Annotated in this window: 14 protein-coding genes; 11 read left to right on the top strand and 3 right to left on the bottom strand. The window is 73.5% G+C overall.

What is annotated here, in order from left to right; genetic code table 11:
- The first annotated feature begins 16 nt into the window (after nt 1-16).
- The 7 genes from AC29IT_RS02325 to AC29IT_RS02295 all read left to right on the top strand — a co-directional run bounded on the left by AC29IT_RS02325 (nt 17) and on the right by AC29IT_RS02295 (nt 7099).
- Entirely contained in the window at nt 17-847 is an 831-nt protein-coding gene (locus AC29IT_RS02325; RefSeq protein WP_488217655.1) for an SIR2 family NAD-dependent protein deacylase, read from the top strand.
- A 241-nt stretch (nt 848-1088) separates the two neighbouring features.
- Entirely contained in the window at nt 1089-2411 is a 1323-nt protein-coding gene (locus tag AC29IT_RS02320; RefSeq protein WP_488217654.1) for an NlpC/P60 family protein, read from the top strand.
- A 108-nt stretch (nt 2412-2519) separates the two neighbouring features.
- Nucleotides 2520-3068, top strand: coding sequence for a molybdenum cofactor guanylyltransferase (gene mobA / locus AC29IT_RS02315; protein WP_488217653.1), 549 nt, complete (start codon nt 2520-2522; stop codon nt 3066-3068).
- Nucleotides 3069-3408: 340 nt separating this feature from the next.
- Nucleotides 3409-4494 carry an AAA family ATPase gene (locus AC29IT_RS02310; protein ID WP_358445564.1) on the top strand — a complete coding sequence of 362 codons (1086 nt, stop codon included), beginning with the start codon at nt 3409-3411 and terminating at the stop codon, nt 4492-4494.
- A 50-nt stretch (nt 4495-4544) separates the two neighbouring features.
- On the top strand, nt 4545-5498 hold the full coding sequence (locus tag AC29IT_RS02305) for a DUF58 domain-containing protein (protein WP_358445566.1): 954 nt from the start codon (nt 4545-4547) through the stop codon (nt 5496-5498).
- Nucleotides 5499-5500: 2 nt separating this feature from the next.
- Nucleotides 5501-6481, top strand: a complete 981-nt coding sequence (locus AC29IT_RS02300) for a VWA domain-containing protein (RefSeq protein WP_358445584.1) — start codon at nt 5501-5503, stop codon at nt 6479-6481.
- Nucleotides 6482-6505: 24 nt separating this feature from the next.
- Nucleotides 6506-7099 (top strand): class I SAM-dependent methyltransferase, encoded by a 594-nt coding sequence (locus AC29IT_RS02295; RefSeq protein WP_358445569.1) that lies wholly within the window; start codon nt 6506-6508, stop codon nt 7097-7099.
- Nucleotides 7100-7112: 13 nt separating this feature from the next.
- Here AC29IT_RS02295 and AC29IT_RS02290 read toward each other — a convergent pair whose 3' ends face one another.
- Nucleotides 7113-8123 carry an SAM-dependent methyltransferase gene (locus AC29IT_RS02290; RefSeq protein WP_488217652.1) on the bottom strand — a complete coding sequence of 337 codons (1011 nt, stop codon included), beginning with the start codon at nt 8121-8123 and terminating at the stop codon, nt 7113-7115.
- 202 nt (nt 8124-8325) lie between these two features.
- Here AC29IT_RS02290 and AC29IT_RS02285 point away from each other — a divergent pair, with 202 nt between their 5' ends.
- A complete protein-coding gene (locus AC29IT_RS02285) occupies nt 8326-9048 on the top strand; it encodes an MgtC/SapB family protein (protein ID WP_488217651.1) in 723 nt (240 codons plus the stop codon).
- 225 nt (nt 9049-9273) lie between these two features.
- Here the strand turns inward: AC29IT_RS02285 and AC29IT_RS02280 are convergent, their stop codons facing one another.
- Nucleotides 9274-12156, bottom strand: a complete 2883-nt coding sequence (locus tag AC29IT_RS02280) for an FAD-binding and (Fe-S)-binding domain-containing protein (RefSeq protein ID WP_488217650.1) — start codon at nt 12154-12156, stop codon at nt 9274-9276.
- Nucleotides 12157-12419: 263 nt separating this feature from the next.
- Here AC29IT_RS02280 and fabG point away from each other — a divergent pair, with 263 nt between their 5' ends.
- From fabG to AC29IT_RS02265, 3 genes are all read left to right on the top strand, one after another.
- A complete protein-coding gene (gene fabG / locus AC29IT_RS02275) occupies nt 12420-13124 on the top strand; it encodes a 3-oxoacyl-ACP reductase FabG (RefSeq protein ID WP_488217649.1) in 705 nt (234 codons plus the stop codon).
- A 70-nt stretch (nt 13125-13194) separates the two neighbouring features.
- Nucleotides 13195-13962 carry an enoyl-ACP reductase FabI gene (fabI, locus tag AC29IT_RS02270; protein WP_488217648.1) on the top strand — a complete coding sequence of 256 codons (768 nt, stop codon included), beginning with the start codon at nt 13195-13197 and terminating at the stop codon, nt 13960-13962.
- Between the two features lie 82 nt (nt 13963-14044).
- Nucleotides 14045-15067, top strand: a complete 1023-nt coding sequence (locus AC29IT_RS02265) for a ferrochelatase (RefSeq protein ID WP_358446893.1) — start codon at nt 14045-14047, stop codon at nt 15065-15067.
- Nucleotides 15068-15167: 100 nt separating this feature from the next.
- Here the strand turns inward: AC29IT_RS02265 and AC29IT_RS02260 are convergent, their stop codons facing one another.
- Nucleotides 15168-15650: a GNAT family N-acetyltransferase gene (locus AC29IT_RS02260; RefSeq protein ID WP_358446890.1), complete on the bottom strand. Its 483-nt coding sequence runs from the start codon at nt 15648-15650 to the stop codon at nt 15168-15170.
- Nucleotides 15651-15791 lie beyond the last annotated feature (141 nt).

The raw sequence follows: 15791 nt of genomic DNA, 5'->3' as shown, positions 1-15791 counted from the left end.
GTGGCACCGTGGTGGGGTGACAGCACGCGGCAGCGATCCCGGCACCGAGCACGCGCACGCTCGGGAGTTGTTCGCCTCGGCCCGGCGGATCACCGCGCTGACCGGTGCGGGGGTGTCCACCGACTCGGGCATCCCGGACTTCCGCGGCCCGAACGGGGTGTGGACGCGGGACCCGCAGGCCCAGCGGCTCACCGACCTCGACTCGTACGTGGCCGATCCGGAGGTGCGCAGGCTGGCCTGGCGCGGCCGCGCCGAGCACCCGGCGTGGGCGGCGGAGCCGAACCCGGCGCATCGCGCGTTCGCGGACCTGGCCGCGCAGGGCCGGTTGACCTCGCTGCTCACCCAGAACATCGACGGGCTGCACCAGCGGGCGGGGCTCCCGGTCGGGTTGGTGCTGGAGCTGCACGGATCGGTGTTCGGCGTGGTCTGCCTGGATTGCGGGGCGACTGGGTCGATGCGGGCGGCGCTGGAACGCGTCGCCGACGGCGAGGAGGACCCGCCGTGCCGTTCCTGCGGCGGCATCCTGAAGTCCACGACGATCTCGTTCGGCCAGAACCTCGACCCGGACGTGATCCGCTCCGCGCAGCGCGCCGCGCTGGACTGCGACCTGTTCCTGGCCGCCGGGACGTCGCTGACGGTGCACCCGGCGGCGGGGCTGGCGGAGCTCGCGGTGCGCGCGGGCGCGCGGCTGGTGATCTGCAACGCCGAGCCGACGCCGTACGACGAGCTCGCCGCCGCGGTGCTGCGCGAGCCGCTGGCCGAGGTGCTGCCGGAGCTGGCCGCGGTGCCGCTCGCCGAGCCCGCCGAGCCGCTGCGCACCTGGGGCGACCCCAGCACCTGGGGCTGATCCGCCTCCGCCTCGCGCCCACCCGCTGAGACCGTCCACCACGTCCCCGTGTTCGCTGGAACGGTTCAGCGCGCCCGAAATATCCCGTTGATGCCGTGATGTCGACCTTGTGGCGCGTGTGGTTCGTGCGACGAATTGCGAGCAGTGGGGTCACGATGCACAGTTGTGCTCGTCCTGTGCGCTGAATGGCGCAACACTGCAAGTCCGAACGGACCAGTTCGGCGTCCTGGAGGTGGCGGTCGTGCGGCGACCTCGACTACTGCCCGGCGGCCTGGTGCTCGCCTCCGCGATCGCCCTCGCGCTCCCGCTGGCCGCGGCCGGCGCGCCGGAACCCCCGGCGCGACCTGACGACGGCGAGATCCAAACACAGCGCGACCGCGTCGGCGACCGGGCGGACCGCGTCGGCGAACTCACCCAACGCCTCTCCGAAGCCGAAACCCGGCTCACCGAGCTGGGCGCGCGGGTGGAACTGGCGATGGAGGACGCGAACAAGGCGCGCGTCGACCTCGACCGCGCCGAACGCGCCCGGGCCCGCGCGGAGCAGACCGCCGCCGGGGCGCAGGGCCGGGCCCGCGCGGCCGCCGACGAGGTGGAGCGCCAGCGCGCCCGCCTCGACGAGTTCGCGGCGGGCAGCTACCGGCAGGGCAGCAAGCTGGGGTCGCTCACCGCGTACGTGGGCGCGCACGGGCCGGACGAACTGCTCGAGCGCGCCGAGCTCCTCGACACCGTCGGGCGCACCCAGCTCGACGTGCTCGACGACATGGAGCGCTCCCACATCGACCAGGTCAACAAGGACTCCCTGGCGCGCAAGGCCTTCCAGGAGGCCGCCGCGGCCCGGGCCACCGCCGCCGACGCGAAGGGTCGCGCCGACGCCGCGCAGGACGCCGCGATCTCCGCGCGCGCCGCGCAGGCGAGCACCTCCGCGAAGCTGGAGGCCGAACGCTCCGGCGTGCAGCAGGAGCTCACCGCCGCCCGCGCCGCCGTCCGCGGGCTGGAGTCCCAGCGCGACCGGTACGAGGAGTGGCTCAAGGCGAGCCAGGCCGCGCAGGCCCAGCAGGCCGCCGAAGCGGCCGCCGCCGGGAACGCGCAGGGCGGCTCGGTGCCCGACTCCGACGATGATGACGACGACACCGAGGTCGCCACCGGCTCGGTCGAGGCCGTGGTGCGCCGGGCCCTCAACCAGGTCGGCATGCCCTACGCCTGGGGCGGCGGCAACTCCAGCGGCCCCACGCGCGGCATCCGCGACGGGGGAGTGGCCGACTCGTACGGCGACTACCAGAAGATCGGGTTCGACTGCTCCGGTCTGATGATCTACGCGTTCGCCGGGGCCGGGGTCCAGCTCGACCACTACAGCGGCTACCAGTACCAGTCCGGCACCCGGGTGCCGCTGTCGTCGATGCAGCGCGGGGACATGCTGTTCTGGCGCAGCAGCGGGCGGGTGCACCACGTGGCGCTGTACCTCGGCGGCGGCCAGATGGTGGAGGCGCCGTACTCGGGTTCGAAGGTGCGGGTCACCTCGGTGCGCTACGCGGGCATCGCGCCCTACGCGGTCCGCGTCCTCTGATCGGTTCCGGAAGCGGTCGTGCCGGTGGGTCTCCCGGCGCGGCCGCTTCCGCGCGTTCCGGGTGGGGTGCCCGCGATGCGGCGGCGGGGCTGCGGTAGGCATCGGGGCGTGGTGGACGAATTCGCGGCGGTGGTGCTCGCGGGCGGGAGTTCCCGCCGGCTCGGCGTGGACAAGCTGGCGCTGAACACCGGTGGCCGCACGTTGCTGGAGCACACCGCGCTGGCGGTGCGCGACGCCGACCCGCTGGTGGTGGCCGGGCCGCGGCGGCCGGTGTCGCCGCCGGTGCGGTGGGCGCGGGAGGACCCGCCCGGCTCGGGTCCGCTCGCCGGGCTGCACGCGGGGCTGGGGGAGGTCCCGTTCGAGCGGGGCCTGGTGGCGGTGCTGGCCGCCGATCACCCGGGGCTCACCGCGGAGACGGTGGCGCGGCTGCGCGCGGCGGCGGGGGAGCGCGGCGCGGTGCTGGTGGACGCGGACGGCGCCCTGCAGTGGCTGCTGGGCGTGTGGCCGGTGGCGGTGCTGCGCGCGGCGATGCCGGAGCAGGTGCGGGACCGACCGGTGCGCGCGCTGTTCGCCGCGCTGGACCCGGCGCACGTCCCCGCGGTGGGGGCGGAGGCCGCCGACGTCGACACCCCGCAGGACCTGCACCGGTTGGACTGAGCCGCACTGCGCTGGCTCGGCTGCGCGCTCCCGCGCCGCATCATGTTCGTGAGCTCGATTCCTTCAGTGTCGGCTGAAATCAATGCGCCCGCAGCGGCCCGGCATCGCGGGCGCGGGAAAGGACCGCACGGAGGGCGGAGATCGCTTCACAGGGGTCACACCGCCCGTGCGGTTGACTTCGAACCTGGCCGGGTGCCCCCTCGCGCAACCGGGGCGCCGCCGTGCCAAGATCGCTGCGACGTGCGCTCGGCGCGCGAACGCCCACGTCCGCCGAGGTCCGGCGGCCCGGCACCGCGGCGAACGCCCGAAGCGACCAGGGAAGCGAACGAGAGGTGTCGAAGTGACCGAGGCCGGCGAGGGCGGGGCGGCGCCCGCGGAGCAGGTGAGCACACCGGCCCGGGACGCGCAGTTGCTCGAACGCACCGTGTTCGAGGTCAAGCGGATCATCGTCGGGCAGGACCGGCTCGTCGAGCGGATCCTGGTCGGCCTGCTGGCCAAGGGCCACGTGCTGCTCGAAGGCGTGCCCGGCGTCGCCAAGACGCTCGCCGTGGAGACCTTCGCGAAGGTCGTCGGCGGCTCGTTCTCCCGACTGCAGTTCACTCCCGACCTGGTGCCCGCCGACATCCTCGGCACCCGCATCTACCGGCAGGGCAGCGAGCGCTTCGACGTGGAGCTCGGGCCGGTGCTGGCGAACTTCGTGCTCGCCGACGAGATCAACCGCGCGCCCGCCAAGGTGCAGTCGGCGCTGCTGGAGGTCATGGCCGAGCGGCACGTCTCCATCGGCGGCGAGAGCTTCCCGATGCCCAAGCCGTTCCTGGTGCTGGCCACCCAGAACCCCATCGAGAACGAAGGCGTCTACCCGCTGCCGGAGGCGCAGCGGGACCGGTTCCTGTTCAAACTCCAGGTCGAGTACCCCTCGGCCGAGGAGGAGCGGGAGATCGTCTACCGGATGGGCGTGGCGAGCCCGGAACCGACGCCGGTGCTCGACGCCGACGAGCTGACCCGGTTGCAGGACGTCGCCGCGCAGGTGTTCGTGCACCACGCGCTGGTCGACTACGTGGTGCGGCTGGTGCTGGCGACGCGCACCCCGAACGACCACGGCCTGTCCGACATCGCAGGGTGGGTGTCCTACGGCGCCTCGCCGCGCGCGAGCCTCGGCATCGTCGCCGCGTCCCGGGCGCTGGCGCTGGTCCGCGGCCGCGACTACGTGCTGCCGCAGGACGTGGTGGACGTGGTGCCGGACGTGCTGCGGCACCGGCTGGTGCTGTCCTACGACGCGCTCGCCGACGGCATCCCGGTCGACCACATCGTCAACCGGGTGCTGCAGACCGTGCCGTTGCCGCAGGTCTCGGCCCGCCCGCAGGCGAACCCGCCGCAGGCGCAGCCCGGGTACGGGCAGGCGCCGGTCGGCCCGCCGCAGTACTGACGCGCGGCCGCGCGCCCGTGCCCCACCCGACGAACGAGGAGCGATCAGCCGTGCCGGTGAGTTCCGCCCGCGAAGGTGCGGACCGCCCGTCCTGGGCCCCGCCCGAACTGGAAGGGCCGCGGCTGCACGCCGCGCTGCGCTCGCTGGAGCTGACCGTGCGCGGCAGGCTCGACGGCCTGCTTCAAGGCAACCACCTCGGCCTGGTGCCCGGACCGGGCACCGAACCGGGGGAGGCGCGGGTCTACCAGCCCGGCGACGACGTGCGGCGGATGGACTGGGCGGTCACCGCCCGCATGTCCGAACCGCACATCCGGCAGACCGTGGCCGACCGGGAGCTGGAGACCTGGGTGGCGATGGACCTGTCGCCGAGCCTCGACTTCGGTTCCGCGGCCTGCGACAAGCGGGAGCTGGCGATCGCCGCGCTGGCCGCGGTGACGCACCTGACCAGCGGTGGCGGCAACCGGATCGGGGCGGTCGTGGACAACGGCACCGGCCCGGTGCGGCTGCCCGCGCGCGGCGGGCTGGGGCACTCGCGCGGGTTGCTGCGCAACGTCGCCGAGACGCCGCGGGCGGCGGAGGGAACCCGGGGTGATCTGCCGCGGCTGCTGGAGTCGTTGCGGCGCCCGCCGCGGCGGCGCGGGCTCGCGGTGGTGATCTCCGACTTCCTGGGTGAGCTGGACTGGCAGCGCGCGCTGCGCGGGCTCGGCGCCCGGCACTCGCTGCTCGCGGTCGAGGTGCTCGACCCGCGGGACCTGGAGCTGCCGGACGTGGGCACCGTCGTGCTGTCCGACCCCGAGACGGGGGAGCAGCGGGAAGTGCGCACGACACCGGTGCTGCGCAAGGAGTTCGCGGCCGCGGCCGCGGCGCACCGCGAGGAGGTCGCGGCGGAGCTGCGGCGAGCGGGCTGCGCGCACCTGGTGCTGCGAACGGATTCGGATTGGATCGCCGACGTGGTGCGGTTCGTGGTGGCCCGCAAGCGCGGATGGTCCGGAGGAACGGCGTGATGTTGAGTTTGTCGGGTTTCACCGCGCCGTGGTGGTTCCTGCTGCTGCTGGTGGTCGCCGCGCTCGTCGCCGGCTACGTGTGGGCGCAGCAGCGGGCGCGCAAGGAGACGTTGCGGTTCAGCAACCTGGCGGTGCTGGACCGGGTGGCGCCGAAGCGGCAGGGCTGGCCCAAGCACGTGCCCGCCGCGCTGCTGGCCGTCGCGATGATCCTGCTGACGGTGGCGCTGTCCGGGCCGACCGCCGAGCAGCGCATCCCGCGGAACCGGGCGACGGTCATGCTCACCGTCGACGTGTCGCTGTCGATGATGGCCAAGGACGTCGAGCCGAGCCGCCTGGAAGCGGCGAAGATCGCGGCGAAGGAGTTCGCCGACAAGCTCACCCCCGGCATCAACCTCGGGCTGGTGTCGTTCGCGGGCACCGCCACCGTGATGGTCATGCCCACGACCGACCGGACCGCGGTGAAGCAGGCCATCGACAACCTGTCGTTGTCCGAGGCGACCGCGACCGGCGACGGCATCAACGCCTCGATGTCGGCGATCGACTCGTTCGGCAAGATGGTCGGCGGCCCCGGCGGCGCCCCGCCCGCGCGGATCGTGCTCATGGCCGACGGCGGGCAGACCATCCCGCGCGACATGAACGCCCCGCGCGGCGCCTACACGAAGGCGGGGGAGGCGAAGAAGGCCGGGATCCCGATCACCACGATCTCGTTCGGCACCGACTACGGCACGATCGACATCGAAGGCCAGTCGCAGCCCGTGGAGGTCGACGACGAGGCGATGGAGGAGATCGCGGACCTCTCCGGCGGCGAGTTCCACAAGGCCGCCAGCGCCGAACAGCTGCGCCGCGTCTACGACACGCTGGGCGAGCAGATCGGCTACGAGATCAAGCACACAGACGCCAGCAAGCCGTGGTTGGTGCTGGGTACGCTCACCGCGATCGTCGCGGCGGTGCTCTCGTTGCTGCTGGGGCGACGTCTGCCCTGACGCCGCAGAGCACGGGAGCCCGACGTGAGCAGTGCCGCCGGTGCGGTGGAGTTCCTCCGCGAATTCGTGAAGTCCCCGACGACGACGGCCGCGGTGGGCCCCAGCTCCCGCCACTTGGCGCGGGGCATGGTGGCGCCGATCCCGGCCACCGGTGATCCGGTGGTGGTGGAGCTCGGCCCCGGCACGGGCGCGTTCACCGAGGCGATCCAGCAGCGGCTCGGCGGCCGCGGCACCCACCTGGCGGTGGAGCTCAACCAGCGGTGGGCGGAATCGCTGAGCGCCCGGTTCCCCGAGGTGGACGTGGAATGCGCCGACGCCCGCGCCTTGCCGCGGCTGCTGGCCGAGCGGGACGTGCGGGCCGACGTGGTGGTCAGCGGGCTGCCGTGGGCGGCGCACGCACCGCAGAACGGGGTGCCGCTGATCCGGCTGATCGCGGACTCGCTGACCGAGCAGGGGGCGTTCACGCAGTTCGCGTACACGTGGACCCGGTGGGCGGCCCCGGCGCGGCGGCAGCACGCCGATCTGCGCGCCGCGTTCGAGGAGACGGTGCTCAGCCGCACGGTGTGGCGCAACGTGCCGCCCGCGCTGGTGTACCTGGCCCGCCGCCCGCGGCGGTGAACCGGCGGCGCCGCTAGGGCGTGCGCAGCAGGACGAGCCTGCCGAGGGGGCTGGCGATGATCTGCGGTGCGCGGAAGCCGGCTGCGGTGCCCTCGGCGGCGAGGTCTTCGGCCGACACGCCGAACGCGACCCGCTGGCGCCGGTGGAAGAGGCGGTCGAGGGCGCCGCGCGTGCCGGGGTCCGCCTGCGCGGGGAAGAGCTCCTGGACCAGCAGCAGGCCACCGGGGCGCAGGGCGCGGCGGATCGCGGCGAGCACGTCGGCGCGGTCGTCGGCGGGGAAGAACGCCTGGGCCCAGTAGCAGACCTCGAAGGCGTCCTCGTCGCGCAGCTCGCGGGCGTCGGTGGTGCGCACGTCGAGCCGGTCGGCGACGCCGGCGTCCGCGGCGCGGGCGGTCAGTTCGGCGGCGACCTCCGGAACGACCTCGACGCCGACGGCGCGCAGTCCGTCGAACAAGGTGAGCGTGGTCAGCAGCGCGCCGCCGACGCCGCTGCCGACGTCGAGCAGCGGGCCGCCGCGGGCCAACCGGTCGTGGTACTCGGGCAAGGCCTGGTAGAGCATCCGGTACAGCTGCCGAGCCCCGTCCTCGGGCCGCACGCCCCAGCCGCGGGCGAGTCGCAGCGCCTGCTCGCCGTCGAGGTCGCGGTCGGCGGGCAGCACGGCGCCTGCGACGCGGTCCCGGGCCAGGTCGGCGGCGTCGAGCACGGTCGGCACGTCGACGCCGGAGGCGCCCGCGGTGAGGGCGTGGAAGGCGGGGGTGAGCCGGAACGCGGTGTCCTGCTCGTGCGCGACGCCCGCTGCGGTGAGCACGGCCAGCACGTCGGCGGCCTGTTCGGCGGGGACTCCGGTGGCGTCGGCGAGTTCTGCGGTGGTGGTCCCGTCGCGCAGCAGGTCCAGCCAGCCCGCGCGGTGCGCGGCGCGGAAGAGTTCGAGCAGTTCCAGGCCTTCGGCCCAGCCCTGCACGGTCGCGCGCGCGGCCAGGGCGCCCTGGAGTTCGTCGAGGCCGGATGTTCCGCTGTCGTGCACTGCCGCTCCCCGGTCCGCTCCGCCGTTCCATGATCGACGGTACTCCGCCGGTGCGGTACCGGGCGGTGCGGTCCGTTTCGCGGCGAATGGTCTCCCTGTCCGGTGTTCGTACTGGTCAAGGTGGTGTGGGTGATCGTTCCGGTGGTGGTGATCATGGTCTGCGGGTGTGTCCGGTGCGCCGTGGCCGGGTTACGTTCGTCGGATGGCGGACGAGGTGGTCTCAGGATTCGGTGAGATCCCGCTGCTCGTGGAACTGGGGAGCGCGCTGCTGCTGTCCAGCCTGGTGGGGCTGGAACGCGAGGTGCGGGCCAAGAGCGCGGGACTGCGCACGCACACCCTGGTCGGGGTGGGTGCGGCGCTGTTCATGCTGGTGTCGAAGTACGGCTTCGGCGACATGCTGGAGTTCGACCGGGTGTCGCTGGACCCGTCGCGGGTCGCCGCGCAGGTCGTGTCGGGCATCGGGTTCATCGGCGGCGGGTTGATCTTCGTGCGCCGGGACGTGGTGCGAGGGCTGACGACGGCGGCGACGGTGTGGCTGGTCGCGGCGATCGGGATGGCCTGCGGGGGCGGCCTGGTGCTGCTGGCGTCGGCGACGACGCTGGTGCACTTCCTGGTGGCGGTCGGGTATCCGCGGTTGCTGCAGCTGCTGCGCGGAGTCCTGCGGGAGCCGCAGGTGGTGCGGGTCGGCTACCTGGACGGGCACGGGGTGCTGCGCGAAGTGCTGACGCTGTGCACCAGCCGCGGGCTGAAGGTGCTGGACCTGCAGGTGGAGCGGGAGGACACCGACGACGAGGACCAGCGCACCGCCGTGGTCGCCGTCCGGCTGCAGGGCAAGCAACCGGTGTCCGGACTCGTCGAGGAGATCAACGGCTTCCCCGGAGTGCTGCACGCCGCGGTCGGCGACTCCGCGGAAGCGGGGATTTGACCAGCCCGCCCTGAACTCGGACGGCGAGTGGTGTCTGGATCTTGTCAGCGGCGAAGCCGCTGAGCAGCGACCGCCCTGGCAACTCGCACCGCCGCGGGTTCTCGGCGTTCTCCTCGCTGCGGGATCGTTTTCACCGGTGGCTCCGCCACAGGAGAAAACGCTGTCCTCGCGAGGAGAACGCCGAGGTTCCGCTACCCGAACACCGAGAAGCAGGAGTGGCAGGACTCAGCCGTCGAGGGCGCGGCGGACCAAGGTGGCCAGGTGCACGGGTTCGACGTCGGTGGCCTGGCGGATCTGCAGCCGGCAGCTGAAGCCGTCGGCGACGACCGCGGTGCCCGGTTCGGCCGCGCGGATCGCGGGCAGCAGGGCCTGCTCGGCGCAGTCCATCGACACCTCGTAGTGGCCGCGTTCGAACCCGAAGTTGCCCGCCAGCCCGCAGCACCCGGCGTCGAGGACCTCCGCGTCGGCGCCGGTGGCGGCGAGCGCGGCCCGGTCGGCGTCGAAGCCGAGCTCGGCGTACTGGTGGCAGTGCCGCTGCACGAGGGCTTTGCCGCCGCCGCTGCGCTGCCAGCGCTCGCGGGTCGGTTCGACGTGTTCGGCGAAGGTGCGGGTGGCCGCCGCGAGCGCCTGCACGTCCGGGTCGTGCGGGGCCAGTTCGAGGGCGTCGCCGCGCAGGAACGCGGTGCAGCTCGGTTCGAGCCCGATCACCGGCAGGCCGGCGTCGATCCGCGGGCGCAGCAGCCGCGCGGTGCGCTGCACGACGCGCCGTGCGGTGCCGAGCTGCCCGGTGGAGGCCCAGGTCAGTCCGCAGCACACCGGTTCGCGGGGGAGCTCGACGGTGTGGCCGAGGCGTTCCAGGGCGAGGACGGCGTCGCGGCCGATGTGCGGGTCGAAGTGGTCGGTGAAGGTGTCCGGGAACAGCAGCGCCGGAGCGCCCCCGGTGGTGCTGGGCCGTTCGCGGTGGGCCCACCAGGACCGCAGGCTGCGGCCGGCGAGCTGCGGCATCCGCCGTTCGGCCGCGATGCCGCCGAGGCGTTTGACCAGCGGCGCCGCCGGTCCGTCGAGCACGGCGTTGACCAGTCGGGGCGCGACCCGGCCGAGGGCGAGCCACAGCGGCAGGAAGCCCATCGAGTAGTGCGCGGCGGGCCGCGGCCGGTGCCGGTAGTGGTGGTGCAGGAACTCGGCCTTGTAGGTCGCCATGTCGACACCGACGGGGCAGTCGGTCTTGCAGCCCTTGCAGGACAGGCACAGGTCGAGCGCCTCGCGCACTTCGGGGGAGCGCCAGCCGCCGCGGACCAGCGAGCCGTTGAGCATCTCGAACAGCAGGTGGGCGCGGCCGCGGGTGGAGTGCTGCTCGTCCTTGGTGGCCCGGTAGCTGGGGCACATCACCCCACCTGTGGTGTTCAGGCACTTGCCCATGCCGACGCAGCGCCTGCTGGCGGGCGCGAGGTCGCCGCCGTCGGCGTGCAGCGCCAGCTCGGTGCGGGTGGGGATGTTCGGCGGCGCGACGAGCAGCCGCAGGTCGGTGTCGACGGGCCGGGGCCGCACGATCTGGCCGGGGTTGAGCAGGTCATCGGGGTCGAAGGCGGCCTTGAACCGCTCGAACGCGCGGATGATCTCCGGCGGGTACATCCGGGGCAGCAGCGCCGAGCGGGCCCGCCCGTCGCCGTGCTCGCCGGAGACCGAGCCGCCGTGGGCGACGACGAGGTCGGCGGCGGCCTCCATGAACTCCCGGTAGCGGGCGGCGCCCGGCCCGGTGAGCAGGTCGAAGTCGACGCGCACGTGGATGCAGCCGTCGCCGTAGTGCCCGTAGGTGACGCCCTTGCGCCCGAACCGGGCCAGCAGCGCGTCGAACTCGCGCAGGTAGGCGCCGAGGCGTTCCGGTGGCACGGCGGCGTCCTCCCAGCCCGACCAGCGCTCGGAACCGTCGGCCATCCGGGTGGAGTACCCGGAGCCCTCTTCGCGGATCTTCCACAGCGCGCCCATCCGGGCCGGGTCGGTGTGCACGACGGCTTCGGCGCGCGAGCCGATGGCGCGGCGGACGCGTTCGGCGGCGTTCTCGGCGTCGCGGCGATCGGTGCCGCCGACCTCGACGAGCAGCCAGCTGCGGCCGCCGGGCAGCAGCCGCAGCGCGGGGGAGGAGGGGTTGCGGGCGGAGACCACGTCGACGAGTTCGGCGCTGAGCCCTTCGATGGCGAGCGCGTCGAGCCCGCGCAGCCGGGTGACCTGGTCGGCGGCGGCGTAGCTGTCCTCGAACCCGAGCACGACCATGGCGCGCGCGGCCGGGGTCTCGACGAGTTCGACGGTGGCGCCGAGCAGCACCGCGCAGCCGCCTTCGGTGCCGGTCAGCGCACGGGCCAGGTGGAATCCGTGCTCGGGCAGCAGCTGGTCGAGGTTGTAGCCGGACACCCGCCGGGTGAGGTCGGGGAACGCGGCGCGCACCTGCTCGGCGGTGTCCTCGCGCAGCGACCGCAGCTGCCGGTAGAGCCGCCCGGTGCGGTCCTCCCGGACGCACAGCGCGTCGAGTTCGGCGGGGGAGGTCTCGCCGACGGTGAGCCGGGTGCCGTCGGCGAGCAGCACGTCCAGCGAGCGCACGTTGTCGACGGTCTTGCCCCACGCCACCGAGTGGGTGCCGCAGGAGTTGTTGCCGATCATCCCGCCGAGCGTGCACCGGCTGTGCGTGGACGGGTCGGGCCCGAACGCGAGCCCGTGCGGCTTGGCCGCGGCCTGCAGGGTGTCGAGCACGACGCCCGGTTCCACCACGGCCAGCCGCCGCTCGGCGTCGACCTCGAGGATGCGGTTGAAATGCCGGGAGAAGTCCAGCACCAGCCCGGGGCCGCACGCGTTGCCCGCGATGCTGGTGCCCGCGCCGCGCCCGGTGATCGGCACCCCGTGCTCCCGGGCGACGGCGACCGCGGCGGCCACGTCCTCGGCGTGCCGCGGGTGCACGACCGCGAGCGGCACCTGCCGGTAGTTCGAGGCGTCGGTGGAGTACAGGGCGCGGGTGCCGGGGTCGGACCGGGCAGACCCGTCGAGCACGCGGCGCAGCGCGGCGGCGAACTCGGCGGGTGCGGGCTGGTGCGCGGTGGTGGTCGCGGCGGTCGTCATGCGGGAACTCCTGTCCGGGCCGGGGGCAGGGCGGTGCGGTCGGGCGCGGTCGGCGATCGAGGCTGTACGCACCGTAGGGCTTCGCGGGGCCGGATGGCGGTGTCCACTGTCGGCGCGCCACCGCTCTGGCGATCGTTTTCTGTTCGGAGTGGATGGGAGGCGCGCACCGGTGAACCGATAATGTCGCGGCTGTTCAGGTGAACGGACTCGCCCGTCGTGGTGCTGGCGTTCACCGCGCAGGGCTTTTCGGGAGGAGATCCACAGTGGGACGGTCCGTTCTGGTGACCGGAGGTAACCGCGGTATCGGGTTGGCCATCGCCCGCGCGTTCCAGGCGGCGGGCGACGAAGTGGCGGTCACCCACCGCGGCTCGGGCGCTCCGGACGGGCTGCGCGGCGTGCAGTGCGACGTCACCGACGCCGAGCAGGTCTCGGCGGCCTTCGACGAGGTGGAGGCCGCGCAGGGCCGCGTCGAGGTGCTGGTGTCCAACGCCGGGATCACCGATGACGGGCTGCTGCTGCGCATGGGGGAGGAGCAGTTCGGCCGGGTGCTGGACGCGAACCTCGCCGGTTCGTACCGGGTGGCGAAGCGGGCGGCGAGCAGCATGCTGCGGCTCAAGCGCGGCCGGATGGTGTTCGTGTCCTCCGTGGTGGGCCTCTCCGGCGGGGCGGGGCAGGCGAACTACGCGGCGAGCAAGGCGGGCCTGGTCGGCCTGGCGCGCTCCATCGCCCGCGAGCTGGGGTCGCGGTCGATCACCGCGAACGTGGTCGCCCCCGGGTTCGTCACCACCGACATGACCGATCAGCTCTCCGAGGAGCGCAAGAAGGAGATCTTCGCCCAGGTGCCGCTGGCCCGGTTCGCCGAGCCGGAGGAGGTCGCGAGCACGGTGGCGTGGCTGGCCTCGGACGCGGCCGCCTACGTGACCGGTGCCGTGATCCCGGTCGACGGCGGCCTGGGCATGGGGCACTGAGCGGTACCGGCCCGGTTTTTCACCCGGCCCGCCGCGCGGCGGGCCCAAGCAAGCACAGCGGAGGAAGTTCGTGAGCGGATTGCTCGAAGGCAAGCGCATCCTGATCACCGGCGTGATCACCGACGCGTCGATCGCGTTCCACGCGGCCAAGATGGCGCAGGAGCAGGGCGCCGAGGTGGTGCTCACCGGGTTCGGCCGGATGAGCCTGGTGGAGCGCATCGCGGGCCGGTTGCCGAAGCCCGCGCCGGTGCTGGAGCTGGACGTGACCAACGCCGAGCACCGCGACAGCCTGGCCGACCGGGTGCGCGAGCACGTCGACGGCCTCGACGGCGTCCTTCACTCGATCGGGTTCGCGCCGGCGTCCTGCCTGGGCGGTGACTTCCTGGACGCGCCGTGGGAGGACGTGTCCACGGCGGTGGAGATCTCGGCGTACTCGCTGAAGTCGCTGACCACGGCGACGCTGCCGCTGCTGTCGGCGGGCTCGTCGATCGTGGGCATGGACTTCGACGCGCGCGTCGCCTGGCCGGCCTACGACTGGATGGGCGTGGCGAAGGCGGCGTTGGAGTCGACCAGCCGCTACCTGGCGCGCGAGCTCGGTCCGCAGGGCATCCGGGTGAACCTGGTGTCGGCGGGCCCGGTGCGCACGATGGCCGCGAAGTCCATCCCGGGCTTCTCCGGGCTGGAGGAGACCTGGGGCGAGCGGGCGCCGCTGGGCTGGGACGTCAACGACCCGACCCCGGTCGCGCAGTCGATCTGCGCGGTGCTGTCGGACTGGCTGCCCAAGACCACCGGCTCGATGATCATGGTGGACGGCGGGTTCTCCGCGCTCGGCGCGTGATCTCCCGCGGGGCGTGCGCGGACCGCCGCGCACGCCCCACCCCCCGTGAGCGGCCCGTTCGGCGGCGGGCCATCATGGTCGGGTGAGTTTCGATGCGCTGCTGTTCTTGTCGTTCGGTGGACCGGAAGGCCCGGAGGACGTCCGGCCGTTCCTGGAGAACGTCACCCGGGGCAGAGGCGTGCCGCCGGAGCGCCTCGACGAGGTCGCCGAGCACTACCACCACTTCGACGGGGTCTCCCCGATCAACCGGCTCAACCGCGAGATCATGGCCGGGTTGCAGGAGCAGCTGCGCGCCGAGGGTCGGGACCTGCCGGTGTACTGGGGCAACCGCAACTGGCACCCGATGGTCGAGGAGACCGTGGCGCGGATGGCCGAGGACGGCGTGCGCAACGCGCTGGTGTTCGCCACCTCCGCGTGGGGCGGCTACTCGGGTTGCAAGCAGTACCACGAGGACATCGCCCGGGCCCGCGAAGCGGTGGGGGAGCAGGCCCCGGACCTGGTGAAGCTGCGCCAGTTCTTCGACCACCCGCTGTTCGTGGCGGCCAACGCCGACGCGGTGCGCCGCGCCTACGCCGAGATCGGCGATCCGCAGGCCCGGCTGGTGTTCACCGCGCACTCGGTGCCGGTGCGCGCCGACTCGATGCCCGGCCCGGACGGCCGCCCCGAGTGGTACTCGCGGCAGGTCTCCGAGTGCGCCCGGCTCGTCGCCGAGGAGGCCGGGGTGGAGGCCTTCGACGTGGTGTGGCAGTCCCGGTCCGGCCCGCCGCAGGTGCCGTGGCTGGAACCGGACGTGGTGGACCACATCGAGGACCTGCACGCCAAGGGCGTCACGTCGGTGGTGGTGAGCCCGATCGGGTTCGTCTCCGATCACCTGGAGGTGATCTGGGACCTGGACAACGAGGCCGCGGAGAAGGCCGCCGAGCTCGGCGTGGCCTTCGTGCGGGCCGGGACCGCCGGGGACGATCCGCGGTTCGCGAAGATGATCGTGGAGCTGATCTCCGAGCACGTGGACGAGGTGCGGCCGCGGAAGCTGTCGCTGATGCCCGCCGCGGGCTGCGGGCGCAACGGGGACGTGTGCGCGCCGGGCTGCTGCTCGCCGTCCTGACGTCGTCGTCAACGGCTGAGCTCCCGCCGGTGCGGCCTTCCTGGACGGGCGCGCGAGAGCGCCCGTCCAGGAGCGTTGCGCTCACCGGGTGGCGGTGCGATCAGAGCCGCCGGTAGTAGGCGACGACCGGCAGCGGAGTGCACCCGAGCCGTTCGTAGAGCGCCCTGGCCGGGGCGTGGAAGGCGTCTCCGCCCGTGCCGATCTCGACCACCTCGGCGCCGCGGGCGCGCATCTCGGCGAAGGCGTGCTCGCACAAGGCGGCGCCCACGCCGCGGGCGCGGTGCTGGTCGTCGACCGCGAGCAACGTGATCGTGCCGTTGCGCCGGGGCGGTTCGACGCTCCACGCCACGTATCCCGTGATGCCGTCCTCGCCGACGGCGACGGCGACGTGGGCGTTGCGCTCCGGCGCGTGCAGTGCGGCGACCTGATCGTGGTAGTCCTCGCGCCAAGCGCCGTGCTGGTGGGTGAAGACGACTTCGCCCACCAAGGGCCGGAAGACGTCCTCGTAGAACGGGCGGAACGTCCGGATGGTCAGGTCGATGAGCGTGCTGAGGTCGTCGGCGACGAACTCGCGGATGAGCATGGTGGGGTGCCTTTCGGGCGGAGGGCCGGTACCCGGTGCTGACGACGGGCAGGGGGCGGTCCGCTCATGGCGGCTGAGGACCGGCGACGAGCGGACTCTCAGCGGCGGGTACGCCGGGCGATGAAGCACTCCACGTCCAGG

This window comes from Saccharopolyspora sp. MMCC62 (assembly GCF_057736575.1).
Note: the sequence above shows the minus strand (reverse complement) of the source record. Positions and strands in the feature narration are given on the sequence as shown.

What these genes read in the sequence shown, in the direction of transcription:
- AC29IT_RS02280 (WP_488217650.1), bottom strand. Translation starts at nt 12,156, where the DNA reads ATGACGACCGCCGCGACCACCACCGCGCACCAGCCCGCACCCGCCGAG.
- AC29IT_RS02260 (WP_358446890.1), bottom strand. Translation starts at nt 15,650, where the DNA reads ATGCTCATCCGCGAGTTCGTCGCCGACGACCTCAGCACGCTCATCGAC.
- AC29IT_RS02285 (WP_488217651.1), top strand. Translation starts at nt 8,326, where the DNA reads ATGGCGGACGAGGTGGTCTCAGGATTCGGTGAGATCCCGCTGCTCGTG.